23 protein-coding genes and 1 tRNA gene are annotated in these 22,921 nt (G+C 62.1%); 7 read left to right on the top strand and 17 right to left on the bottom strand.

The genetic code is table 11. From position 1 onward, the window contains the following. The first annotated feature begins 78 nt into the window (after positions 1-78). Entirely contained in the window at positions 79-486 is a 408-nt protein-coding gene (locus tag A9762_RS07515; RefSeq protein WP_069341411.1) for a heme-binding protein, read from the top strand. A 442-nt stretch (positions 487-928) separates the two neighbouring features. On the opposite strand, the gene hemP is transcribed toward A9762_RS07515, so the two are convergent. From hemP to A9762_RS07450, 13 genes are all read right to left on the bottom strand, one after another. Beyond that, positions 929-1,171, bottom strand: coding sequence for a hemin uptake protein HemP (gene hemP / locus A9762_RS07510; protein ID WP_371442579.1), 243 nt, complete (start codon positions 1,169-1,171; stop codon positions 929-931). 163 nt (positions 1,172-1,334) lie between these two features. Further along, complete coding sequence (locus A9762_RS07505) at positions 1,335-1,805, bottom strand: SRPBCC family protein (protein WP_069341409.1); 471 nt, start codon at positions 1,803-1,805, stop codon at positions 1,335-1,337. 140 nt (positions 1,806-1,945) lie between these two features. After that, positions 1,946-2,356: an OsmC family protein gene (locus A9762_RS07500; protein WP_069341408.1), complete on the bottom strand. Its 411-nt coding sequence runs from the start codon at positions 2,354-2,356 to the stop codon at positions 1,946-1,948. 184 nt (positions 2,357-2,540) lie between these two features. Continuing rightward, positions 2,541-3,437, bottom strand: a complete 897-nt coding sequence (locus A9762_RS07495; protein ID WP_069341407.1) for a pirin family protein — start codon at positions 3,435-3,437, stop codon at positions 2,541-2,543. Positions 3,438-3,753: 316 nt separating this feature from the next. Further along, positions 3,754-4,176 carry a biopolymer transporter ExbD gene (locus A9762_RS07490; protein ID WP_069341406.1) on the bottom strand — a complete coding sequence of 141 codons (423 nt, stop codon included), beginning with the start codon at positions 4,174-4,176 and terminating at the stop codon, positions 3,754-3,756. Positions 4,177-4,203: 27 nt separating this feature from the next. Further along, the gene (locus A9762_RS07485; protein WP_069341405.1) at positions 4,204-4,944 is read right to left on the bottom strand and encodes a MotA/TolQ/ExbB proton channel family protein; all 741 of its coding nucleotides are present in this window, start codon (positions 4,942-4,944) and stop codon (positions 4,204-4,206) included. A 39-nt stretch (positions 4,945-4,983) separates the two neighbouring features. Next, a complete protein-coding gene (locus A9762_RS07480; protein WP_083253720.1) occupies positions 4,984-5,703 on the bottom strand; it encodes an energy transducer TonB in 720 nt (239 codons plus the stop codon). 418 nt (positions 5,704-6,121) lie between these two features. Continuing rightward, a complete protein-coding gene (locus A9762_RS07475) occupies positions 6,122-6,382 on the bottom strand; it encodes a bacterioferritin-associated ferredoxin (protein ID WP_069341404.1) in 261 nt (86 codons plus the stop codon). A 199-nt stretch (positions 6,383-6,581) separates the two neighbouring features. Beyond that, on the bottom strand, positions 6,582-7,484 hold the full coding sequence (murI, locus tag A9762_RS07470) for a glutamate racemase (RefSeq protein WP_083253719.1): 903 nt from the start codon (positions 7,482-7,484) through the stop codon (positions 6,582-6,584). A 121-nt stretch (positions 7,485-7,605) separates the two neighbouring features. Continuing rightward, the gene (gene bfr, locus A9762_RS07465) at positions 7,606-8,085 is read right to left on the bottom strand and encodes a bacterioferritin (protein ID WP_069341403.1); all 480 of its coding nucleotides are present in this window, start codon (positions 8,083-8,085) and stop codon (positions 7,606-7,608) included. 282 nt (positions 8,086-8,367) lie between these two features. Then, positions 8,368-9,891 (bottom strand): fumarate hydratase, encoded by a 1,524-nt coding sequence (locus tag A9762_RS07460; RefSeq protein WP_069341402.1) that lies wholly within the window; start codon positions 9,889-9,891, stop codon positions 8,368-8,370. Positions 9,892-9,932: 41 nt separating this feature from the next. Next, positions 9,933-10,490 carry a TIGR00645 family protein gene (locus tag A9762_RS07455; protein WP_083253718.1) on the bottom strand — a complete coding sequence of 186 codons (558 nt, stop codon included), beginning with the start codon at positions 10,488-10,490 and terminating at the stop codon, positions 9,933-9,935. A 193-nt stretch (positions 10,491-10,683) separates the two neighbouring features. After that, the gene (locus A9762_RS07450) at positions 10,684-11,586 is read right to left on the bottom strand and encodes a DMT family transporter (RefSeq protein ID WP_256388774.1); all 903 of its coding nucleotides are present in this window, start codon (positions 11,584-11,586) and stop codon (positions 10,684-10,686) included. 357 nt (positions 11,587-11,943) lie between these two features. Between A9762_RS07450 and acs the strand changes: the two genes are divergently transcribed. The 5 genes from acs (at position 11,944) to A9762_RS28465 (ending at position 17,610) form a co-directional block, all read left to right on the top strand. Then, entirely contained in the window at positions 11,944-13,926 is a 1,983-nt protein-coding gene (gene acs, locus A9762_RS07445; RefSeq protein WP_069341399.1) for an acetate--CoA ligase, read from the top strand. A gap of 30 nt (positions 13,927-13,956) precedes the next feature. Next, entirely contained in the window at positions 13,957-14,634 is a 678-nt protein-coding gene (locus tag A9762_RS07440) for a DUF4212 domain-containing protein (protein WP_069341398.1), read from the top strand. Beyond that, on the top strand, positions 14,631-16,649 hold the full coding sequence (locus tag A9762_RS07435) for a sodium:solute symporter family protein (protein ID WP_069341397.1): 2,019 nt from the start codon (positions 14,631-14,633) through the stop codon (positions 16,647-16,649). Before A9762_RS07440 ends, A9762_RS07435 begins: the two co-directional genes overlap by 4 nt. An 86-nt stretch (positions 16,650-16,735) precedes the next feature. Continuing rightward, positions 16,736-16,826 (top strand) — tRNA-Ser (locus A9762_RS07430). A 196-nt stretch (positions 16,827-17,022) separates the two neighbouring features. Further along, the gene (locus tag A9762_RS28465; protein ID WP_139133130.1) at positions 17,023-17,610 is read left to right on the top strand and encodes a hypothetical protein; all 588 of its coding nucleotides are present in this window, start codon (positions 17,023-17,025) and stop codon (positions 17,608-17,610) included. A 95-nt stretch (positions 17,611-17,705) separates the two neighbouring features. On the opposite strand, the gene A9762_RS07420 is transcribed toward A9762_RS28465, so the two are convergent. Next, a complete protein-coding gene (locus tag A9762_RS07420; RefSeq protein ID WP_069341395.1) occupies positions 17,706-18,293 on the bottom strand; it encodes a TetR/AcrR family transcriptional regulator in 588 nt (195 codons plus the stop codon). 71 nt (positions 18,294-18,364) lie between these two features. Here A9762_RS07420 and A9762_RS07415 point away from each other — a divergent pair, with 71 nt between their 5' ends. Next, positions 18,365-19,558, top strand: coding sequence for an MFS transporter (locus A9762_RS07415; protein ID WP_083253717.1), 1,194 nt, complete (start codon positions 18,365-18,367; stop codon positions 19,556-19,558). 1 nt (position 19,559) lies between these two features. Here A9762_RS07415 and A9762_RS07410 read toward each other — a convergent pair whose 3' ends face one another. The 3 genes from A9762_RS07410 to A9762_RS07400 form a co-directional block, all read right to left on the bottom strand. Next, positions 19,560-20,390, bottom strand: a complete 831-nt coding sequence (locus A9762_RS07410) for an aspartate dehydrogenase domain-containing protein (protein WP_069341393.1) — start codon at positions 20,388-20,390, stop codon at positions 19,560-19,562. Positions 20,391-20,426: 36 nt separating this feature from the next. Beyond that, positions 20,427-21,698, bottom strand: a complete 1,272-nt coding sequence (locus A9762_RS07405; RefSeq protein WP_069341392.1) for an FAD-binding oxidoreductase — start codon at positions 21,696-21,698, stop codon at positions 20,427-20,429. 95 nt (positions 21,699-21,793) lie between these two features. Beyond that, positions 21,794-22,882, bottom strand: coding sequence for a porin (locus A9762_RS07400; protein ID WP_069341391.1), 1,089 nt, complete (start codon positions 22,880-22,882; stop codon positions 21,794-21,796). Positions 22,883-22,921 lie beyond the last annotated feature (39 nt).

The following is a 22,921-nucleotide window of genomic DNA, read 5'->3' as shown; positions in this document are numbered from 1 at the left end:
AAGTAGGAACGTTAGATTTTTTGGGGACGTGCGTGATCGCACGCCCCCTGAGTTGCCAACCCTAAACGAGAGAGACGTATGAAGACGAAAGCTGTCCTGACCGTTGAAGACGTGCAGAAGATCAACGCGGCCGCTGTGGCAGAAGCCACCTCGAACGGCTGGAACGTGTGCATCACCGTCGTCGACGACGGTGGTCACGCCCTGTCGCTGCATCGCATGGACGGCGCTGCCCCCAGCACGGCCATGATGTCGCTGGGCAAGGCGCAGACCTCGGCTGTCGCCCGTCGCGAGAGCGGTGCGTTCGAAGAGATGATCAACGGTGGTCGTTACGCGTTCCTGAGCGCACCGAACACCGCCATGCTCGAAGGTGGCGTGCCCATCGTCGTGGACGGCAACGTCATCGGCGCCGTAGGCGTGTCGGGCGTGAAGTCGGCGCAGGATGCGCAGATCGCACGTGCCGGTATCGCTGCCGTTACCGGCGCCTGATATCGCGTAAGTCGGCTCGGGCTAACATTGCCGGGGCCGTGCAGGAACAAAAAAGCATCGCCAGTGAAAACCGGCGATGCTTTTTTCATGCGTACTAGGTCGTCGAATGCGTGAAAGCGGCCAGGCGCGGCCCAAAAGAAAAACCCGCTCTTTCGAGCGGGTTAAAGGCTTGTCAGGCCGGCTGGCACAACCTGAGGCTTGGCAGGTTGCGCCACGAGGAGAACATCAATGAAACCCGAGTGGACGGACAAAAAAAGTGGCTTGGCTGGCGCGCAACGCAGGTAGAGAGGGGCTTGCCGTAACTACATGGGATCGCGTTGCGTTCGCTGGCTACTGCCAAACACCTCTTAGGCGAGGTGGTCCCCACAAAACTCGGTGAAGGTGGCGGCAAGGTCGTGGTCTTGCCACCGCCAAAATCCTTTACTGCATCAAACTCGACAACTTATTTCGTCAGGATCAGCTTGCCGTAGCGCGTAGCGCGCAGTTGGTAGGTCTGTCCGTTGTGCAGGATGTTCACGCATTGCGTGCCCTGCAGCAGGTGATCGCTCGTCAGCACACGACCGTTGGTTGGGCTGGCCGGCTTTTCTGCCACCGGGCTGGCCACTTGCGAACGCGACACCGACAAGGTGCGGCGCGGTGCTGTGGCAGGCGTGGTCTGGCGGGCAGTGGTGTGGCTTGCGGTCATCTCGCTCATCCGTGTGGCTGACTGTGAGAAGAATCTTAAATGAGAATCATTCCCATTTATATTTGAATTTGACTATTGTGATTTGTGATTCGGTAGTTTCTGTCTAAATCACGTTGCCGGACGGCGGATAAGGCCGCCCGGCAAATGACGCTCAAACGCTGGATCAGCCCAGCGCGCCTTGCTCCGCGAGTTCACGAATACGACGGACGGTGTCGATGTCCGCTTCGCGATAGGCTGATTTCACAAACTCGCTGTAGCGCGTGTCTGCGGTCGCGGCGTCTTCCGGCAACGTCGTGCTGTACGTGAATCGTACGAAGTAATGCGTCGGATTGGGTTCTTCTATACGCATCGTAAGGGTGCCGCCGGCGTGGGCATCGGTCGCTGCCGTTTCGTAGCGCACCGCCTGCTGGGCGTCGAACACGACACGATCGAGCACGACGGTCTCACCGAAACGCAGTTCGCGGTTCAGGGTGTTCTCGGTGCGCTCGTGCATGACGCACTCGTCGAGCCCCAGCACGAAGGCCTCCGGCTGTTCGGCGCGCAGCACGAGGCCGCGCCATAGTTGATCGCGCGTGAGCGCGAGGGTCAGCGGGTTCAGGAGGTCGTTGACCTCGATCAGGTGTTCGTACTGCAAGACTATTTCCCCTTGATTCCTTGGATAACGCCGAGTCGCGCGACGGCGAGACTTCAACGCGTGAGCGCGATGATTTCCCCCGTGGCGCCATGCCGTGCCGGGGACTGCTGCAAGCGATCCGTCAGCGCGGCGTCGGGTGTTTACTCGACCAGCGAACTCTCGATGGCGACGGTGCCCGACAACACCTTGTGAATTGGGCACGCATTGGCGATTTCCAAGAGGCGCTGACGCTGTTCCTCCGACAAATCGCCGGCCAATTCGATCTTGCGCGTGATTTGCGTCGTACCGGCAGGCGGTTTGCCGTCCGGGTTCATCGCGAGTGTCACTTTCACGTCCTTGAGCGGCCATTCCTTGCGACGTGCGTACATATGCAGCGTGATCGACGTACAGGCGCCAAGACTGGACAGCAGCAGTGCCGACGGCGCCGGGCCGAGATCGCCGCCACCGAGTGATTCGGGTTCGTCGGCGATCCATTCATGCTTGCCGTCCGACAGATGGGTGGTGTATCCGGCAGCGCCCAGGTGGGCGGTGACAATTGCTTCTGCGGCCATGGTGACTCCTGTAGGTCCTGACGGCGGCTCAATGGAGGCGGCCCGGCGAAACCGGCCCACAACGTACTCTGCGTGCTTTGAGTGTCATTGTGACCCAATTTCGCCGGGCCGGCGGGAATGGCGCGAGCCGGGCCATCGCCCACTCGCGTGTCCCCGAAGGCGTTACCTGATCGGTGCCTGCGGATCAGGTCCGGGAGACGGAGGCCGGGATGTGTCCCATGCGTCCTGCCTGAAAGTCGAGGATCGCCTGACGAATCTCGCTCTCCGTGTTCATCACGAACGGGCCGTAACGTGCCACCGGTTCGCCGATCGGCTTGCCGCCGATGAGCAGGAACGACAACGGCGTGTCGCCGTCGTTACGCACGGTGATGCCCTCGCCCTCGTTGCCGAACACGACCATCTGATGTGCCTTGGCGGCGGTAGCTTCGGCCCCGAAATGCCCTTCGCCATCGATCACGTACGCGAACACGTTGAAGTCCGCAGGCACCGGGTGATCCAGCAACGCCTGCGGTTGCAGCGTGAAGTGCTGATACAGGATCGGCGTGTGCGTCTCGATGGCGGCCTGCTTACCCAGCGCCTCACCGGCGATCACGCGTACGGAGACCTTGCCGTCGTCGCTGGTGGCCGTCGGAATATCGTCGGCGGGCAGTTCCTGATAGCGCGGCGTCATCATCTTGTCCGTGCTCGGCAGGTTCACCCACAACTGGAAGCCGTGCATTTCGCCACCGCGTTGCTGAAACGCCTGCGAGGGCATTTCCGAGTGAATCACGCCGGCACCGGCCGTCATCCACTGCACGTCGCCCGGGGTGAGCTTGCCTGCGTGGCCCTGGGAGTCACGATGTTCCATTTCACCGGCGAGCAGATAGGTGACGGTCTCGAAGCCGCGGTGCGGATGGTCGGGGGCGCCCTTGGCGTCGCCGGGGGCCACTTGCATCGGACCCATCTCGTCGAGCAGCAGGAACGGATCGAAGTCCATCATCATGCGCGTCGGAAACGGGCGGTTGACGTAGAAACCGGCGCCTTCCTGCGTTTGCGCTGCCGTGAAGACACGGGCGACCGGACGGGCGTAGGTGGTGCTCATGGGGAAATCTCCTGTGAGGATGCGCGTCGCACAAGGACTTGCGGCGTGTCGGCATCCGTTGTCATGTCCCCACTATATCGGGGGGAACGGCACCGGGAGTAGCCCGCAACACTGGAAGGATTGTTACCGGAATGGAACAGTCGACGAGAAGTCGGGGGAATTGCGGAGGAAAAGCGAAAGGAGGCGCAGAATCGGGATGAGAGGTGGGATGAGAAGCAGGATGAACGCTTGACCAAAGCGATGAGAAACGCGGGACGAAAAAAAGCGCGGTGACCAGCACCGCGCCCGAGCTTCTGCGATTCGTGGATTTACCGGCTTACTTGGCCGGCTCGGTCACGAAGCCGAGTTTGGTGACACCTGCCGTCTGTGCCTCGGAAAGCACCTTGGCGACGCTCTCGTAACGCACGTTCTTGTCGGCGAACAGATGCAGTTCCGGTTGCGGCTGCGCGTCGGCGGCCTGTGCCAGACGCGCCTTGAGCGTGTCGTCATCGATCTGCTGCTTGTCCCAGAAGACACTGCCGTCTGCCTGGATCGACAGATCGACCTTGGCAGGTTTGGTGTCTTCCGGCTGGCTGCTCGCCTGCGGCAGGTCGAGCTTGACCGCGTGATTGAGCACCGGCAGCGTCACGATGAAGATGATCAGCAGCACCAGCATGACGTCGACGAGCGGCGTCATGTTGATTTCGCTCATCATCGCGTCATCGGCACCGTCGTCGCTGCTGTATGAACCCATAGCCATAGCGAACTCCTTCTCTTGCGCGGCGGCTTAGCTGGCGCTGGCCGACGTGGACTTGTTGCGCACCGGCGTGACGTTGTTGGTGAACTGCGTCGAGTGCACACTGGCACCCGTCAGGAAGTAACCGTGCAGGCTGTGTGCGAAGCGGTTGAGCTTCGAGACGATGCCCTTGTTGGCGCGCGTCAGGGCATTGAAGCCGAGCACGGCCGGAATGGCGACGAACAGACCGAAGGCCGTCATGATCAGGGCTTCACCCACCGGGCCGGCCACCTTGTCGATGGTCGTCTGACCCGAGGCGCCGATGGCGAGCAGGGCGTGATAAATGCCCCACACCGTACCGAACAGACCGACGAACGGCGAGGTCGAACCGATCGAGGCGAGCATCGCGAGACCGCTTTGCAGGCGCGAGACCGTATCGTCCACCGAGTTCTTCAGGGCACGCGTGATCCAGTCGCTCACGTCCATCTTGTCGTGCAGATGCGGCTGGCTCTGACGGTGATGTTCGGCGGCGTCCTGACCGGCGAGCGCCAGTGCGAGGAACGGATTGTTCTGACCCGACTCGCCGAGCTTTTGCAGGCCGGCAGAGAAATTCTCCGAGTGCCAGAAGTCCGGCTCGGCCGTGCGCGTGAGGCGGGAGAGGCGGAAGACTTGCGTGCCCTTGATGATAATGACCGTCCAGGACAGCACCGACATCACCAGCAACACGATCGCGATGGCGCGGGTGACGAAATCGCCCTGCGACCAGACGTGGCTCAAACCATACTCTTGCATTTTTCGTTCCTCGGAAGATCCAGTTCGTAGATCGTTACGTTAATCGTTCAGATTGAAGTTAAACGGTTTGGTCGCGGCGGCTTCGACCGCGCGGCCATTCTGCATCGGTGGGGCACAACGCATTGCCAGTGCGGCGGTGCGCGCTGCCTGATCGAGACGGGGGAAACCGCTCGATTTGACGACGTTGGCGCTCGAGACCACCCCACGGGTGTCGATCACGAGACGCAACGTGACGGTGCCTTCTTCGTCCACACGGCGCGACTGCGTCGGGTAGACCACACGCGGTTCGTCGCACTTCACGGCCAGCCCTTCGATCGGGCCGGACGGCGCGGGTGCCGGGGCCGGTGCGGGCGGAGCCGGCGGCGTGGGCGCCGCTTGCTGCACCGGTTCGGTCGTCGTTTGTTGCGGCGGCGCGACCGGTTCGGCCTTCTGCGTGATGGCGTTCTTCGGTTGTTCGCGCGGCTTGGGCGGCGGTGGCGCGACCTTCGGCTTGGGCGGTTCCGGCTGCGGTTTAGGCGGCGCGGGCTGCGGCGGCGTCGGGGCGGGCGTGAGCGGAATGATCGTCGCGGTGAAGGTCGTCGGCTCGATCGTTGCCTTCTCAGGCTCGTTGCGCAGGTGCGACAGACCGACCAGAGCGGCAATGTGAACGACGACGATCGCAGCGGCAATCGCGATGGCGCGCGGCGACGTCAGCGGATCGCGGAATTGCGAGAGCGCAAGGCCAGGTGAGGTCACGGCGGGGGACACGGCGGTCGACATGGTAACGGCTAGGGTACGCTAAATTGCGGCGGTGAACAGTGAGTGAAGCGCGGTGCGCAAAGCCTCTGGGTTCGGGACAGGCCGGACGTACGATCAAAGGAAAACCGCGCCATGGGGCGCGGTCGGCGAACGCAGTGAGTCAGAAACCGTACTCGAACTCACCTTCGAAACAGGAAAAACGACAAACATAACGTCGAAATAAAGCCAATCAGGAGTTCCATCTGACACCTCCAGGGTGACAACGTCGCTGGCTGGCGCATGGCGCCGCAATGTCGCGGAACGCCTGGCTGGCTCCATTACCCCGTGGCCGTCCGGATGACTGCCACGCTGGTGAAATTCCAAATCGTTCAAAACCGGTCATGCAGGACGAGCACACGTCTCGTCGTCGAACTGCAAGCGCTGAAACAGATAAAGCGTATCAAGCCGCCAGCGCGAGTTCCTGACGCACCACCACGACTTCCGTCGTCGTCTCGACGCGCACGGACTGACAGCAGCCACCGCACGAGCGGCCACAGCACGGCGTGGCACCGGTCACCATTTCCTGGACATACGGACCGCACTTGCCGCAGCACAGCGCAACGCCGAGGTCGATCTGAAGATCTTCCATCGAGGTGGCACCGGCGTCGAGACAAGCCTTGATCTGACGGTCGGAAACGGATTTACATACGCAGACGATCATGATGAAAACGTCAAAATGTAACACTAATGAGAATAATTATTATTTAAGTCGACGTCTTTTGCAAGCGGCATCGACCTATCCCATGGCACGCACAGGGATATACGGCAACGGTGTCAGGCGGAAATGATGGGAAGGTTTGAGGCGAATGCCAGGCGGGATGGGGCTTGCGGGCCGGTTGGGGGAGCGGCCCATGCAGGCCCTAGGGTGTGATTGTCGGTGCCGACTGGTTCGACTGAACGGGTTGGGTTGCTTGAGCCGACTTATCGGCGACCTCGCCGGCAGCCAGTGCCGTCGTCGCATCGATCTCGATCGTTTGCACGCGTGGTGCGTCGAGGATCAGGCGGTCCGCCATCGTCTGGAGGGCACCCGCGTTGGCCGTCGTGAACAACTGAAGACTGCCGCCGTCGCCGGATGCGGAGGGCGTAGCCAGATCGTCTACCTCAAGCCGTCGTTGAAGCTGGCGCGCAATGGCTGCACCGGTGTCGACGAGCGTGAGTGCCGTGCCGAAATGCCGCTCGATGGTAGTGATCAGGAACGGGTAGTGGGTACAGCCGAGCACCAGCGTATCCGCGCCTTGCGCGAGCATCGGCGCGATGTACTTGTCCAGCAGGGCGATGACCTCGGGCGAATCGACATCACCGCCTTCGATACGCTCGACCAGCCCATGCCCGGGCTGACACAGAAACCGCTGTCCCTGTGCGGTGTGACGCGCCAGCAGATCCGCGAAGCGGGCACTGCGCAGTGTGGCGGCCGTGGCGAGCACGCCGATCACACCGCTGCGAGAGACGGCCGCCGCCGGCTTGATGCCCGGCTCGACGCCGACCACCGGCCATGAATCGTCGGCGCGCAGGGCGGCCACGCCGTGGGCTGTGGCCGTATTGCAAGCGACGACGAATGCCTTGGCGCCGCGCTCGCGTAGCCATCGGCCGATCGCGAGGCTGCGTTGCTCGATGAACGCGTCGGGGCGTTCGCCATAGGGCGCGTATCGGGAGTCGGCGACATAGATCAGCGACTCGTGCGGAAGCAGCGCACGAACGGCCTGCAAGACCGAGAGGCCACCGAGGCCGGAATCGAAAACGCCAATCGGCGCGTTGGAGGGCATGGCAAATGAAAAAGGGCCGGCAAGTTGCCGGCCCCGAAATTCTAGCGCAAAGCCTGCCGTCCGAAGTCGATGTCCGTGCGGCGGCGCGCTTTTCTTATCTGGGTTTTGCGGGGTGTCGGGCTTATTCTTCGAACGACGCCATGCCCGACTGCTGGTAATTCTGGAGACCGACCTTACCGATGAGTTCGATCTGCGTTTCCAGCCAGTCGATGTGCTCTTCAGTGTCGTGCAGGATCTCGTTGAAGATCTCGCGGGAGACGAAGTCGCTCACGCTTTCGCAGTGGGCCACGCCTTCCTTGCAGGTCTTCTGCGAGAGGTATTCGAGCTTCAGATCGCATTGCAGAATCTCTTCGGTGTTCTCACCGATGAGCAGCTTGTGCAGATCTTGCAGGTTCGGCAGGCCGTCGAGCATGAAGATGCGTTCGATCAGCTTGTCGGCGTGCTTCATCTCGCCGATGGACTCGTCGTACTCATGCTTGCCGAGTTTCGTCAGGCCCCAATGGTTGTACATGCGGGCGTGCAGAAAGTACTGGTTGATCGCCGTCAGCTCGTTGGTGAGCTGTGCGTTGAGGAGTTCGAGGACTTTCTTGTCGCCTTTCATTTCGGATCCCTGTTTTATGCAATTTGCAAGCGGTTGAAGATTAGCCTGAAAAGCTCGGAAAGCCAAGCCCTGCAAGGCTTTTCGTGAACCGAGGTGCGAATGGTAATGCGATCCATTCTCGCTTTGTCGCATGACATTTTTGCGCGAGGCATCGACGATCGTCCAACATTCACCAGACGAAAAAAAGCCCGGACCAAGCCGGGCTTTCCTTCGCGGGCCGAGGGCGTGAAGCCGTCGGCCCATGCACGCGTGAGACGCGTGCGCTACGGATACCGATGAGACTTATTCCGCCGCGACCGGGATCTTGCCGATCTTGGCCTGCCATTCCTTCGGTCCGGTCTGGTGCACCGAGACGCCGGTCGCATCGACGGCCACCGTCACCGGCATGTCCTTGACGTCGAACTCGTAGATGGCTTCCATGCCGAGGTCGTCGAAGGCCAGCACGCGCGCGGCACGAATCGCCTTGGACACGAGGTAGGCGGCGCCGCCGACGGCCATCAGGTACGCAGCCTTGTGCTTCTTGATGGCTTCGATGGCGGCCGGGCCGCGCTCCGACTTGCCGATCATCACGGCCAGCCCCGTCTTGGACAGCATCATGTCGGTGAACTTGTCCATACGCGTGGACGTGGTCGGACCTGCCGGGCCAACGACTTCGTCGCGCACCGGATCGACCGGGCCGACGTAGTAAATCGCACGGCCCTTGAAGTCCACCGGCAGCGGCTCGCCCTTGGCGATCATGTCGGCAATGCGCTTGTGGGCGGCGTCGCGACCCGTGAGCATCTTGCCCGAGAGCAGCAGGGTCTGACCCGGCTTCCAACTGGCGACTTCTTCCGGCGTGAGCGTGTCCAGATCGACGCGCTTGCTCGTCTCCGTGTTCGGCGCCCAGTGCACGTTCGGCCAGGCGTCGAGCGACGGGGCGGCGAGGAACGAGGGGCCAGAGCCGTCCAGCGTGAAGTGGGCGTGACGCGTTGCCGCGCAGTTCGGGATCATGGCGACCGGCTTGGACGCCGCGTGCGTCGGGTAGTCGAGGATCTTCACGTCGAGCACGGTGGCCAGACCGCCGAGGCCTTGCGCGCCGATGCCGAGGGCGTTGACCTTCTCGAACAGCTCGATACGCAGCTCTTCGTTCCAGTTCTGCGGGCCGCGCTTGATCACGTCATGGATGTCGATCGGGTCCATGAGCGATTCCTTCGCGAGGACCATCGCCTTTTCGGCCGTGCCGCCGATACCGATGCCGAGCATGCCGGGCGGGCACCAGCCGGCACCCATCGTCGGTACCGTCTTCACGACCCAGTCGACGATCGAGTCGGACGGGTTGAGCATCACGAACTTCGACTTGTTCTCCGAGCCGCCGCCCTTGGCTGCGACGGTGATGTCCACCTTGTCGCCTTCCACGATTTCGTAGTGGATGACGGCGGGCGTGTTGTCCTTCGTGTTCTTGCGGCCGGCTTCCGGCGGCGCCACGATCGAGGCGCGCAGCACGTTGTCCGGGTGCATGTAAGCCTGACGCACGCCTTCGTTGATCATGTCGGTGAGGCTGCGCTTGGCGTCCCAGCGCACGTTCATGCCGACCTTGACGAACACCGTCACGATCCCGGTGTCCTGGCACAGCGGACGGCGGCCTTCGGCGCACATACGGCTGTTGGTCAGGATCTGGGCGATGGCGTCGCGGGCGGCGGGGCTTTCTTCAGCCTCGTAGGCGCGACCCAGTGCCTGGATGTAATCGTCCGGGTGGTAGTAGCTGATGTATTGCAGGGCACCGGCGACGCTCTGAATGACGTCGTCTTCTTTAATGACGGTAGACATGAAACGGCTCTCGACTTAGTGGGGACTGGTATTTGTAATGACTACTGCTGCGGGGTCGCGTACGCGGGCGCATGGCTGTCGTTCGTCATTTTGTTGACGTAGGCCATGACGACGGCGGAAAGCAGGAAGGCACAGTGAATGATCACTTGCCACATGATCGTGTGCGGCGTTTGCTGGGACGCATCGATGAACGTCTTGAGCAGGTGAATCGACGAGATGCTGATGAGCGCCATCGACAGCTTCACCTTGAGTACGCCGGCGTTCACGTGATCGAGCCACTCCGGTTCGTCCGGATGGCCCTCGACACCGAGGCGGGAGACGAAGGTCTCGTAACCGCCGATGATCACCATGATGAGCAGGTTCGAGATCATCACCACGTCGATCAGGCCGAGCACGACGAGCATGATCTGCGTTTCGTCGAACGTCGCAGCGTGGGTGACCAGATGGAACAGTTCGACGAGGAACTTGTAGACGTAGACGCCTTGCGCGGCGATCAGCCCGAGGTACAGCGGCAGTTGCAGCCAGCGGCTGAAGAAGATGACGCGGGGGAGCGGACGCATGGGACGCGTCGGTGCAGGCGGTCGGCCAGGAGTCGACATGGCTATTTTGACGGGGTAAATACGTTGACCCGCGCCTCGTGACGCGGGCTGTAGTTATCAGTTACGCAAATCGAATACGGAATACGAAACCACGAAGCCGGGCGCCATCGAGGCACCCGGGCACGGATAGCGCGTCGCGATATCCGGCATGGGCGGCATTTTACAACGTCTTGGCGGCGCGACCGCGTTCGATTCAGTCGCGCACCGGCAATAGCGTCTTTCGCGAGCCGGCGGAGCGGCCGGGAAGCGCCGCGAGCACAATGCCCGCAACGGTGAGCGCCAGCGCGCCGCCCTGGGCGACGGACAGCCGTTCCCCCAGAAAAATCACGCCGTAAGCGGTGGCGGCCACCGGCACCATCGCCGTAAAGACCCCGGCGAGCTGCGCGCTGACGTGGCGAATCCCGCGCATCCACAGGAAAAACGAGAAGACGCTCGCCGCGAGGCCGTACCAGACGATGAGCGCCCAGTGCCCGACGCTGAGCGCCGAGTAGTCCACGGCCATCAGTCCGACGACCCCGAAGGGCAGCATCAGCGCCCCGCCGATCAGATGCGTATAGGCACAGATGTCGATCGCGGGCAGTTCGGCGGCGAGCCGTTTCGAGACGATCACATAGATGGCTTCGCAGACGACGGCGCCGAGCACGAGCGCGTTGCCGAGCCATGCGCTGGCAGCGGCGTCCGTGGCGCCGGCCGCGCCATGGCCGTCGCCGCGCGAAACGTTGAGCAGCGCCACGCCGGCAATCGCCAGCGCGATGCTCAGCAGCGTGCGTCGCGACGGGTGTTCGCGCAGCACGGCCCACGACAGAAGTGCGACGCACGCCGGCAGCGTGGCCGTGATGACGCCGGCGGCGGTGGCCGTCGTCATACGCACGCCCGAGAGGATCAGTAACGTGAAGAGAAACGTGCCGAAGAACGTCTGCACGAAGAGGTGGCCCCACTGGCGGCGCGTGACGCGTCGCATGGCCGACGGCCGATAGCGTGGGGCGAGCGCGACGATGGCGATGACGAAGCGCCATAGCGCGAAGGCGGCCACGGGCATGACGGCGACCATCGTTTTGCCGATGCCGACGTTGGTCCCGACGAAGGTCATCGCCAGGGCGAGGGCGAAACTCGGAAAGCGGGCAAAGAGGCCGTCGACCCGGTTGGGATGCGTCGTGGCGGCGCTTGTCGTCGTCACGTTGTCACGGCTCGATGGCGGCGTAGATGTCGAATTCACGGGCGCTCCGGGCGATTCCGGGGTGGCGGGACGGGGGTGATGAGCGTAGGATTGTAGCGAATACGCCACAGTTTGCTGCAATGCGACAACGCGATCTGCGTGAGTCCCGCACGCAAGGAACGGGAGTCGAATGCACCAGTGTAAGGCGTTAGTAAGTCGCTCGTCTTAATGTGACGTTAGCGATTTGTTTTGGCTTGATTGCAATCGTATTTGCATATCCATAAGAGGGGACAACTCATGGCAGCAATTGAATCGGTATTGCAGGAACAGCGCGTTTTCGCGCCGCCGCAGGCGCTGGTCGCCAAAGCGAACATTTCCGGCATGCCAGCCTATGAGGCGCTGTGCGCCGAGGCCGAGAAGGATTACGAGGGATTCTGGGCGCGTCAGGCGCGCGAGAATCTGGCCTGGCACAAGCCGTTCACCAAAGTCCTCGACGAGACCAATGCCCCGTTCTATACGTGGTTCGAAGACGGTCAGATCAACGCTTCCTACAACTGCCTGGACCGCCAGATCGAAGCGGGCCTGGGCGACAAAACCGCCATCCTTTTCGAAGCCGACGACGGCACGGTGACCCCTGTCACCTACCGTGACCTGCTGGCGCGCGTGAACCGCTTTGCGAACGCGCTCAAGGCCAAGGGGGTGAAGAAGGGCGATCGTGTGGTGATCTACATGCCGATGTCGATCGAAGGCGTGGTCGCGATGCAGGCGTGCGCCCGCATCGGCGCGACCCATTCGGTCGTGTTCGGCGGTTTCTCGGCCAAGTCGCTCAACGAGCGCGTGATCGACGCGGGCGCAGTCGCGATCGTCACGGCAGACGAGCAAATGCGTGGCGGCAAGGCGTTGCCGCTGAAAGCCATCGTCGACGAAGCGCTCGCGATGGGCGGTTGTGAGCATGTGAAGTCGGTGATCGTCTACCGTCGCACGGGCGGCAATGTGACGATGCAGGCCGGTCGCGACGAAGTGCTGCAAGACCTTGTCGCCGGTCAGTCGGATCATTGCGAGCCGGAATGGGTGGGCGCCGAGCATCCGCTCTTCATCCTCTACACCTCGGGTTCGACGGGCAAGCCGAAGGGCGTGCAGCACAGCACGGGCGGCTATCTGCTGTGGGCATCGCTCACCATGCAGTGGACCTTCGACATCAAGCCGGACGACGTTTTCTGGTGCACGGCCGACATCGGCTGGATCACGGGCCATACGTACATCGCCTACGGTCCGCTGGCGGTGGGCGCCACGCAAGTGGTGTTCGAAGGTGTGCCGACCTATCCGAACGCCGGGCGTTTCTGGGAGATGATCGGGCGTCACAAGGTGACCGTGTTCTACACCGCGCCGACGGCAATTCGTTCGCTGATCAAGGCTGCGGAGCAGACGCCGGAAGTGCATCCCAAGAAGTACGACCTGTCGTCGCTGCGCATTCTCGGGTCGGTCGGTGAGCCGATCAATCCGGAAGCGTGGATGTGGTACTACGAAAACGTTGGCGGCGGCCGTTGCCCCATCGTCGATACGTGGTGGCAGACGGAGACGGGTGGTCACGTGATCACGCCGTTGCCGGGTGCCACGCCGCTGGTGCCGGGGTCGTGCACGCTGGGTCTGCCGGGCGTGGCGGTGGCCATCGTCGACGAAACGGGCCAGGATGTGCCGAACGGGCAGGGCGGGATGCTGGTGATCAAGCGTCCGTGGCCGTCGATGATCCGTACGATCTGGGGCGATCCGGAGCGTTACAAGACGAGCTACTTCCCGTCGGAACTGGGCGGCAAGATCTATCTGGCGGGTGACGGGTCGATTCGCGATGCGAAGACCGGTTACTTCACCATCATGGGCCGTATCGACGATGTGCTGAACGTCTCGGGACACCGCATGGGCACGATGGAAATCGAGTCGGCGCTGGTGGCGAACCCGATCGTGGCGGAAGCTGCGGTGGTGGGGCGTCCGGACGACACGACGGGCGAGGCCATCGTGGCGTTCGTGGTGCTCAAGCGTTCGCGTCCGACGGGTGACGAGGCCAAGCAGCTCGCGCTCGAACTGCGGAACTGGGTGGGCAAGGAGATCGGTCCGATCGCCAAGCCGAAGGACATCCGTTTCGGGGACAACCTGCCGAAGACGCGTTCGGGCAAGATCATGCGTCGTTTGCTGCGTGTGATCGCCAAGGGCGAAGAGATCACGCAGGACACGTCGACGCTTGAGAACCCGGCCATTCTGGATCAGCTCAAGCAGGCGCAGTAAGCGCGGGTTTGCACACCCAAGCGGCCTGCAATGACGCAACGCTCGCGGCCCGGCGCGCCGGGCTCCGCTGACGACGGCGGGACGTCGCCGGACGGCATGTCCGGTGGCGCAGCGGGCGTTTCGTCGACATCGTTTGTGGTGCGAGGTGGCGACGCCGTCACCTCACCCTTCGCCTCGGGCGATCATCACGACATCGCGTCGACGCCGGCGTCTTCGGGGCAGCGTGGCGTGTCCCCTATGTCTCCTTTATCCCCTGATGCCACAGGCAGTCATGTCGGTGCCCCCAATGGGGCGACGCCGACGGATCTTTCTCCCGATATCGACTGGCATGGTCAGGCCGCGGCGATTGCTGCGCGTCACTGGCGCCGTACCTTGTGGTTGGTGGCCGTGCTGATGGGGATCGGTTTCGTGGTGACGTTCGTGCCGCAGTTCTGGGCGCGCGAATGGGCTGCGATGCGATTTGCCGGATGGCCGTTGCCGTTCTACATGGGCGCGCAGGGTTCCATTCTCGTCGACATCGGGCTGATCGTTGTCTACGCGTTGTTCCAGCGGCTCAACGATGCACGCTATCGCAAGGCGCTGCATGCGTTGCGCGACGCGCGTCGCGACAGCCTCGGCCTCACTGACGACACGCTGGAGAGCGCAATGGCGCCCGCCACTTCACGAAGTGCGTCTTCTCGCGCCGAGTCGGCGCACATCTACCGATGAGTTTCACGCGCAGGTTGCTGCGCTACTACCTGTATTACACGGCGGGTTTTCTCGCGTTCGTGTTGATGATCGGCCTGCTCGAAAAGGTCAATGGCCCGGGCGTGTGGATCGGCTATGCGTTCCTTTTCGTGACGATTGCCGTATACGCGGTGATCGGTCTGATTTCGCGGACATCCGACGCCACCGAGTACTACGTTGCAGGACGGCGTGTGCCGCCGATGTTCAACGGCATGGCGTGCGCGGCGGACTGGATGAGCGCGGCGTCGTTCATGGGTCTTGCGGGCTCGCTTTACGTGTCGGGATACGACGGCCTCGCCTACGTCATGGGATGGACCGGCGGCTACTGTCTGGTGGCGTTCCTGCTCGCGCCGTATCTGCGCAAGATGGGGCGATACACGGTGCCGGACTTTCTCGGCACGCGATACGACAGCAATCTCGTGCGTGCGTTGGGCGTCTTCTCGACGATTCTGTGTTCGTTTGTGTATCTCGTCGCACAGATTCAGGGTGTGGGGTTGATTGCGTCGCGCTTCATCGGCGTCGAATTCACGATCGGGATTTTCTTCGGGCTGGCGGGCATTCTCGTGTGCTCGTTTTTGGGCGGGATGCGGGCGGTGACTTGGACGCAGGTCGCGCAGTACATCATCATGATCACCGCATTTCTGGTGCCCACGGCGATGATCGGCCATCAGACGGGCAACGGCTGGTTCCCGCAATTCACCTACGGTGAGGCGCTGGCGAAGGTCGAGGTGCTGGAGAAGCAGCTAAAGAATTCGGTGCCTGAGCAGGAAGTGCGCGATTACTACCGGGAGCAGGCGGAGCAGATGCAGCGTCGGCTCGACGGGTTGCCGGACACGTTCTATACCGAGCGAGCGGAGCTAGAGCGGCAGTTGCTGGACACGAAGCGTCGCAATGGGCCGTTGCGCGACGTGAAGGTGCTGGAGACGAGGCTGGAGGCGTTCCCGCGCGACGTGGGCGAGGCGCAGAACCAGTGGCTGGAGATGCGCAATCAGTACGTGGAGCGCAGTGAGCCGCCGCGCGCGATGACGGAGCCGTTCCCGGCGCGTGACGATACGACCCGCAGTTCGCAGCGGCTGAATTTCCTGTTGCTGATGGTGTGCCTGATGATCGGGACGGCGAGTTTGCCGCACATCCTGACACGATATGGCACGACGGCGACGGTGCAGGGCGCGCGGAGTTCAGTGGGATGGACGCTGTTCTTCGTCGCGTTGCTGTATGTGAGTGCGCCGGCGTTGGCGGTGATGTTGAAGTACGACGTGCTGCTGCATCTGGTAGGTGCGCGATACGAGAACCTGCCGGGATGGGTGACGCAGTGGCGTCACGCGACGCCGGTGCAGTTGGACATCTCCGACGTTTATCGGGATGGCGTGGTGCAGTGGGGCGAGATCTGGATGCAGCCGGACATGTTGGTGCTGGCGGGGCCGGAGATCGCAGGCTTGCCGTACGTGATCTCAGGACTGGTGGCGGCGGGCGCGTTGGCGGCGGTGTTGTCGACGGCGGACGGATTGTTGTTGACGATTGCGAACGCGTTGTCGCACGACGTCTACTTCCACATGGTGGACAGGAATGCGTCGAGTCAGAAGCGGGTGACGACGTCGAAGATCTTGTTGTTATGCGTGGCGATGTTTGCGTCGTATGTGACGTCGTTGAAGCTGGGGAACATATTGTTTCTGGTAGGGGCGGCGTTTTCGCTGGCGGCATCGTGCCTGTTCCCGGCGCTGGTGCTGGGGGTGTTCTGGAAGCGGACGACGCGACTGGGTGCGACGGCAGGGATGGTGAGCGGCTTGTTGGTGTGCGTGTACTACATCATGACGACGTACCCGTTCTTCACCCGCCTGACGGGCTTCGCGGGTTCCCGCTGGTGGGGCGTAGACCCCATCTCGGCGGGGGCGTTCGGTGTCCCGGTCGGGTTCGCGGTGGCGATTGCCTTCAGCTTGCTGGGTGCCCGTCCGAGCGAGCGTGACCGACATCTGGTGGACCATCTCCGACGCCCATGAGACGGGGCACCGAAAGGATTTTTGCCCGAGTCGCCACGAAATGGGTGAGATGTTGTCGCCGACCTGCTATAATGCGCGACCATTCAGGAGAGATGGATGAGCGGTTTAAGTCGCACGCCTGGAAAGCGTGTATAGGTTAATAGCCTATCGGGGGTTCGAATCCCCCTCTCTCCGCCAAAGACAAAACAAAGGGCTTCCCTATCGGGAAGCCCTTTGTGCGTTTACCTATTGCGTGGAAATCGAGGGGTATCGACTCGTCTGCATCCACCAAAATAATCACGCACGAACTCCAAAACCTCGCGTAGCGCTTCGAAAGTGTTGGTGCACGATAAGTAACAGACTGGTCACTCCCACCTGTCGATGGAGAGTCACCATGCCTATCACGCCGCTTTGTACTACAGCGAATGTAGCGCCTGCCTCAGTCAATGAAGTCGATACGACGACTGAATCGTCGGAAATCGCGGCGAATCTCGAGAGGGGCGCGAACGTATCAACATGCCACGGGCTTCATTGTGACGACACGGTCATCAAACCCAGATCCGTCTACGACGATTCAAACTCAGCACGCGTGCTGTCTCAGGCGGACCGAGATGACCTGGTGTGTTGCTGGACAAATGAGCTCAAGCGCGACGCACAGGAAGACTATGCTTTCACGCTGCCTAAGTTTGCCGAGCGCATGGAGACGGTGCGGGGCAAATACAGCAACGTGTTTCGTGAAGACATCTACGAATTTGTGCTGACGCCGAAGCTTCGCGACATCTCTTCGACGCTTCGTGTTCTCGGACTGAAAACAATCGGCTCATTTATCAACGGGGGCTATCCCTCCGGCCCCGAAATCGTCAACCGAGTGTGGTTTGACATCAGAGACGTGTTTTCCGAAGCGCAAAAACAAGAGGTGACGGATCTGTTGAATGCGTGGAATCCCGGCTTCATCGAAGACGGTACCGATCCATGGCACTGAGTTGAACCGACCAAGGTGCGAGTGATTCGATTCCTTCACCCGGGAGACTCACTCGCTCAGGCTCACGGCAATAAACACGAACATTCACCCGCCAGTCATTCCTCGGCGCCCGCCAGCATGCCGATCTGCGCGGCCAGCGATTCGGCGTAACGCCGGTTAAGCGGCTGCCCCGTCAGGAGCCGGTACCAGAACGCACCGTGAATCATATCGGTCGCAACGTCCAGATTCGTCTCGGCCGGAAGTTCCTCGGCTTCGACGGCCTGCGCCAATAGGTTTTTCACGCGCTCCGCACGAGGGACGACGAATCGATCGTTGAATCGCGTCAGGAACTCGCTGTCCGATTGGGCCGCAGCGATCAGGTTCCGGATGGCAGCGCCGTCCGCCTCCAAATGTCGAAACACACCCGCCAAAAATTTTGTCAGCGTGGGGACAAGCCCTTCGTAAGCGCTCGTGTCGAATTGACCCGCGCTTTCCAGATAGGCATCCAACACGAGTTCCGCTTTGCTCGGCCAACGACGATAGAGCGTCTGTTTGGCGACGTTGGCTTCCGACGCGACCAGATTGACCGATACGCCGTCGAAGCCCTTCTCCTTGACCAACCGCCGCACGACCGCCAATACGGCTGCTGAGGTGTCTTCGTTTCGGGGCCGTCCAGCCCGACGTGGTGAATGCGAGACAGTCATGGTGAGGTGTCTTTTCCAATACCGAAGTCTAATAATACAATAACGAGACTTCGGTATTGAAATTGACTCATATGAATTCGTCGACTGACCGTTCCCCCGGTATCCCGCCTGCGCTGAGTCCGTGGGGAGCGCTTTCTCTGCTTTCCGTCTCCATGCTCACCATCATGGTCGGCTGTGCGATCGTGCCCGGCTTGCCGTCCATCGCCCGGGCGCTCGGCGTCGGCGAGGCGGCCGGCTGGCTCATCACGTTGCCCTCTCTGGGCGTCGTTATTTTCGGGCCACTAGCCGGACGATTCATCGATCGGCATGGAGCGCGTAAGGCGCTCTGTATCGGGTTGATTCTCTACGCCGTTCTCGGCGCCGGCACCGTTCTGCTTCGCGGCGCATGGCTGGTGTTCAGCAGCCGTATCTTGTTGGGCGGCGTGACGGCTCTGGTGATGGCCGGCGGTACTGCGTTGATATCCGACTTCTATCGCGGGACGGCGCGAATCGCGATGATTGCGCGTCAAGGTACGGCGATCGAACTCGGTGGTGTCGTCTTCCTCGCGATCGGCGGTGTGTTAACCAAATTGGGATGGCAAGCCCCCTTCGCGCTCTACGGGATGGCGTTGGTTTTCCTGTTGCTCATCCTCACTACCGTGCCGTCTGTGGAACACGCCAGGGAAGCCGAAGTGCCGTCTGCGGCCGAGCCGACAGGGCCGTCTTTGCGGCCTGTACTGCTCGCGGCATTGTGTTCCATGGTGGTCTTCTTCTCGGCCATCATCGCGCTGCCGTCTCATCTATCCGGCACGGGACCGCATTCGCCGGGCCTGTCGGAAGCGCAAATCGGATATTTTCTGGCGTTCGTCTCTCTGGTGGCCGCCGCTGTGGCTTCCGGCATGCCGAAATTGGTGCGCGCACGCGGTGAGGCGAAAACGATGATGATCGCGTTCGCCAGCTATGAAGTCGCGCATCTGTGCTTCGCGCTGGCGAACGGCTTCTACATGGACATTGCAGGCGCGGTGCTGCTTGGCGTTGGCTTTGGGCTTTCCGTTCCGCTGGTCAATCACATGACGGTCGAGCAGAGCGACGAGCGCTCGCGGGGACGCAATCTCGCCCATTTGTCGATGGCGATCTTTCTCGGGCAATTTCTTGCGTCGCCGCTTGAGGCGATATCCGGCGGGGAGCAGGCGACGTTCCTTGCCGCAGCGCTAATTTCGTTCGGTGCGCTTATTGCGGCATGGAGAGTGTCAGTCCGCGCACAGTCCGCCAACGACCCATTCTGACTCAAGACCCCACATAAAGATGATCGACATACGAGCGCAGCGTCGCCATGATGCTCGGCGCGACGATGCGTGAGGTGCGTGGATTGTCCGACGGGATGTTGCGGCTCTCGAGTGTCAGGTCGGCGTCGTCTGCGCGCACTTCGATGTGTTGGACTGCACCGCGCACGTTAGGATCGACCCAGACTTCGATCTCGGTGGCGTCGAACCCCACGCCGGCCAGACTCAACGTGATGCCCACGTTGAAGTGACGGGGGAACGCAGCCCCCGCTTCCCGGGCATTGCCCTGAAACACCAGAACCGGTGACGCCGGCGGTTGCGTGAAGTCGAAGCCTTTCTCTCGTACGTACGGCTCCTTCGCCAGCGATTCCGGACGGAAGGTCGTGGTCAGCTTGATCGAATGGATGCACCCTTCCTTCATCGCGCGCACCGCATCTAGCCCCGGCAATCCACCACTGGCCACACGAATACGACCGCCATGCGTCTTCGCCAGATCCAGCAGTTCCAGATTGTTGGGCAGGGCGGCAACGCTCACCGCAACGATCGTCTTGCCAGCGAGCAGCGTGGCTTTGGCGATCTCGGGGAAGGCATCCGCCGTCGCGCATTCGCAGACGATGTCGCAGCGCTCGACCAGTTCGTCCAACCCCGTCACCGCAACGCCTTCGCCGCCAAGCGCCGCGAGCGTTTGCGTCGCCCGTGCTTTGTCGCGGGCATACACGCCAGCGAGTTCGGCGTCGGGAATGTCGCGACGGAGCAATCGCTTTGCAATCTCCTGCCCGACACCGCCTAACCCCGCAATACCAATGCGGAGCGGCTTCCTGAGATTCGTCGTCATATGACTGATTTTCCTGTGAAGGGGTGAGGCACGACGCTATGCGAAGCGTGCGATGGAAAACGGTTCGAGGTCGATGGACGTCGTGCGACCTGCGACCAGATCCGCGACGATCCGTCCGCTGGCGGCCCCCGCCGTCAATCCGACATGGCCATGCCCGAAAGCATAGTAGGCGTTCGCCATGCGACTCGCGCGTCCCAGAACCGGCAGCGAGTCAGGCGTGCTCGGCCGGAAGCCGAGCCAGCGCCGCTCCGGTGCGACAGGGCGATGTTGCAGATGCGCGCCGATGCCGGGGTACATGCGTCCGAGTTGTCGAGCGAGCAAATCGCAACGACGCCAGTCCGGCCCTCGCGCCAGCCCGGCAAACTCCACCGTTCCCGCACACCGGACACGCCCGTCCATCGGTGTGACGAACATCTTCGCTTCCGACCACAGCGTTGGCGTGCTCGGTGCAACAGGCGCTTCGGGGACCTCGATGTGGTATCCGCGCTCGGTGTCGAGCAATACCTTGTCACCCAGCCTCTGCGCGAGGGTCTTCGACCAGGCGCCCAGCGCGATGACAACGCATTTGACCGGCATGGCGCCCGACGCCGTCACGACTGATGTCACGGCCGAACCGTCGGTCTCGAGCGTTTTGATCTCCGTGTCGACGAACCGTCCGCCCTGTGACGTGATGTGATGCCGGAGTCCCGCCAGAAACGCGCCAGGATCACCGACATGTCCGGTCTCGGCAATGTATCGTCCGGCAACGAACTGGTCGGACAGATGCGGATCGCGTGCTCTCAGCGCGTGCCGGTCGAGCACCTCGACATGCACCCCGTTGCGCTCGCGAAGCGACATGGCAACGCCGTCGGCGCGAAACCCCTCGGAGGTCGTATAAGCCACCGTGTGTCCAACCGGGCGGATGAGCGGCGACAACCCGGTCTCACGCGCAAGCGCGAGTGTCTCGTCGAGACTGCTGCCGAGCAACGCGCGCAACGCCACTGCCTGTTTTTCGATGGCCTCGCGCCGACCGGACGCCGCAAAGCGCAGCAGCCACGGCAGCATGAACGGCAGGTATCCGGCGCGTAACACCAAAGGGCCTTCACTATCGAACAGCCAGCGAGGCACGCGACGCATGACGTCGGGCGACGAATTCGGCACGATCGACGAACCGTTCAGGCAGCCGGCGTTGCCGTAAGACGCAGCGGCCTGTGCGTCGCCGCGGTCGATCACGAGCACGCGATGACCGTCCCGGAGCAGGTTCACTGCGGTGCAAAGACCGATGATGCCGCCGCCGAGCACGGCGATCGGAAGGGTGTTGTCGGACATTTACCAAGTCTCTCTCAAACGGCCGCGCGAGCGTGCGCGAAGCTACCCCTCGCGCCGCCCGCCGACCGTCGATACGTTGTCAGCCGTCTGAACGATCAGAAGCGATGACGAATACCAATGTGCGTGTTGAGTTGCCGGTTCGTGGACGACGCCGGCAACTGCCCGATCTGGGCAACGTCGCTGCCCGCTGCCGTCCCGTAAATCAGCCACACATAAACGTCGGTGCGCTTGGACAGGATGTAATCGGCAACGAGGTTGTACTGGCGATACTTCGGTCGCTTGCCGGTGCCACCGATACCGGCGTTCGTCAGGTCGACGGCCGCCGACAGGCGAATGTCGGGGCGCAGCATGTAGTCGCCCTGCAGCACGTAGGTATTGAACTGGACGTTGTTGCCCGCAGCGGCCTGTGTCAGCACCGAATGGGTCATGCCGCCGCGCACCGTGAGTTGACCGAACGCGTAGGCTGCGCCGACGGCGGCAATGTTCAGGGCGTTGGCCGACGGCAGATAAGCGCCGTAGGTGGCGATGCTGCTCGCACCGGTGCTGTTGTACCAGACGGCATACGGATTGTGTACCGACGTGTACGCCGCACCGGCGGACAGCGGGCCGTTGCTGTAGTTCACGCCCGCACCCCAGGCGCTGTTCGTGCCCATCTGCCCGGCCACGCCCCCGAACGCGTACATCGTCGAGAACGACAACCCCTTGTAGTTCAGACTCTTGAACTTGACCGAGTTGTTGGTCGCGTAATCGTTGCCGGTATTGTCCAGATCGAACATCGGCGACGAGCCACGCCCGTTGGCGAGAATCGTGCCCAGATTGTCCACGATCGGATCGTACTGACGACCGAAGGTGATCACCCCGTAGGGCGTGCCGACCCCCACATACGCCTGACGCCCGAACTCACGGCCGTTCTGGCCGAGATTACCCGTCATGGCGTCGAAACCGTTTTCCAGCCGGAAGATCGCCTGATAACCGCCGCCGAGATCCTCGTTGCCGAGAAAGCCCCAGCGCGAACCGTCCCATGCGCCGCTGCGGGCACGCGTCGTCGACGCGCCGCCTGCATTGTTGATGTACGAGACCCCCGCGTCGATCTCCCCGTAGATCGAGACCGACCCTTGAGAACTTTGCGCAAACACCGCCCCCGACATCAACGCCAAGGTTGATGCGATCACATGCTTTTTCATTTGCAATCCTAATTAATTTGCGTGCTTAACGTTGATGTT

It is taken from the genome of Pandoraea sp. ISTKB (assembly GCF_001721285.1).
Classification (GTDB): domain Bacteria; phylum Pseudomonadota; class Gammaproteobacteria; order Burkholderiales; family Burkholderiaceae; genus Pandoraea; species Pandoraea capi.
Note: the sequence above shows the minus strand (reverse complement) of the source record. Positions and strands in the feature narration are given on the sequence as shown.

Coding starts and splice junctions, on each gene's coding strand:
- A9762_RS07460 (WP_069341402.1), bottom strand. CDS start 9,891: ATGTCTACCGTCATTAAAGAAGACGACGTCATTCAGAGCGTCGCCGGT.
- A9762_RS07410 (WP_069341393.1), bottom strand. CDS start 20,390: ATGACGACGAATCTCAGGAAGCCGCTCCGCATTGGTATTGCGGGGTTA.
- A9762_RS07495 (WP_069341407.1), bottom strand. CDS start 3,437: ATGAGCACCACCTACGCCCGTCCGGTCGCCCGTGTCTTCACGGCAGCG.
- acs (WP_069341399.1), top strand. CDS start 11,944: ATGGCAGCAATTGAATCGGTATTGCAGGAACAGCGCGTTTTCGCGCCG.
- A9762_RS07485 (WP_069341405.1), bottom strand. CDS start 4,944: ATGCAAGAGTATGGTTTGAGCCACGTCTGGTCGCAGGGCGATTTCGTC.
- A9762_RS07400 (WP_069341391.1), bottom strand. CDS start 22,882: ATGAAAAAGCATGTGATCGCATCAACCTTGGCGTTGATGTCGGGGGCG.
- A9762_RS07415 (WP_083253717.1), top strand. CDS start 18,365: ATGAATTCGTCGACTGACCGTTCCCCCGGTATCCCGCCTGCGCTGAGT.
- A9762_RS07420 (WP_069341395.1), bottom strand. CDS start 18,293: ATGACTGTCTCGCATTCACCACGTCGGGCTGGACGGCCCCGAAACGAA.
- hemP (WP_371442579.1), bottom strand. CDS start 1,171: ATGACCGCAAGCCACACCACTGCCCGCCAGACCACGCCTGCCACAGCA.
- A9762_RS07435 (WP_069341397.1), top strand. CDS start 14,631: ATGAGTTTCACGCGCAGGTTGCTGCGCTACTACCTGTATTACACGGCG.
- A9762_RS07515 (WP_069341411.1), top strand. CDS start 79: ATGAAGACGAAAGCTGTCCTGACCGTTGAAGACGTGCAGAAGATCAAC.
- A9762_RS07405 (WP_069341392.1), bottom strand. CDS start 21,698: ATGTCCGACAACACCCTTCCGATCGCCGTGCTCGGCGGCGGCATCATC.
- A9762_RS07500 (WP_069341408.1), bottom strand. CDS start 2,356: ATGGCCGCAGAAGCAATTGTCACCGCCCACCTGGGCGCTGCCGGATAC.
- A9762_RS07455 (WP_083253718.1), bottom strand. CDS start 10,490: ATGTCGACTCCTGGCCGACCGCCTGCACCGACGCGTCCCATGCGTCCG.
- A9762_RS07475 (WP_069341404.1), bottom strand. CDS start 6,382: ATGATCGTCTGCGTATGTAAATCCGTTTCCGACCGTCAGATCAAGGCT.
- A9762_RS28465 (WP_139133130.1), top strand. CDS start 17,023: ATGCCTATCACGCCGCTTTGTACTACAGCGAATGTAGCGCCTGCCTCA.
- A9762_RS07490 (WP_069341406.1), bottom strand. CDS start 4,176: ATGGCTATGGGTTCATACAGCAGCGACGACGGTGCCGATGACGCGATG.
- A9762_RS07440 (WP_069341398.1), top strand. CDS start 13,957: ATGACGCAACGCTCGCGGCCCGGCGCGCCGGGCTCCGCTGACGACGGC.
- murI (WP_083253719.1), bottom strand. CDS start 7,484: ATGCCCTCCAACGCGCCGATTGGCGTTTTCGATTCCGGCCTCGGTGGC.
- A9762_RS07480 (WP_083253720.1), bottom strand. CDS start 5,703: ATGTCGACCGCCGTGTCCCCCGCCGTGACCTCACCTGGCCTTGCGCTC.
- bfr (WP_069341403.1), bottom strand. CDS start 8,085: ATGAAAGGCGACAAGAAAGTCCTCGAACTCCTCAACGCACAGCTCACC.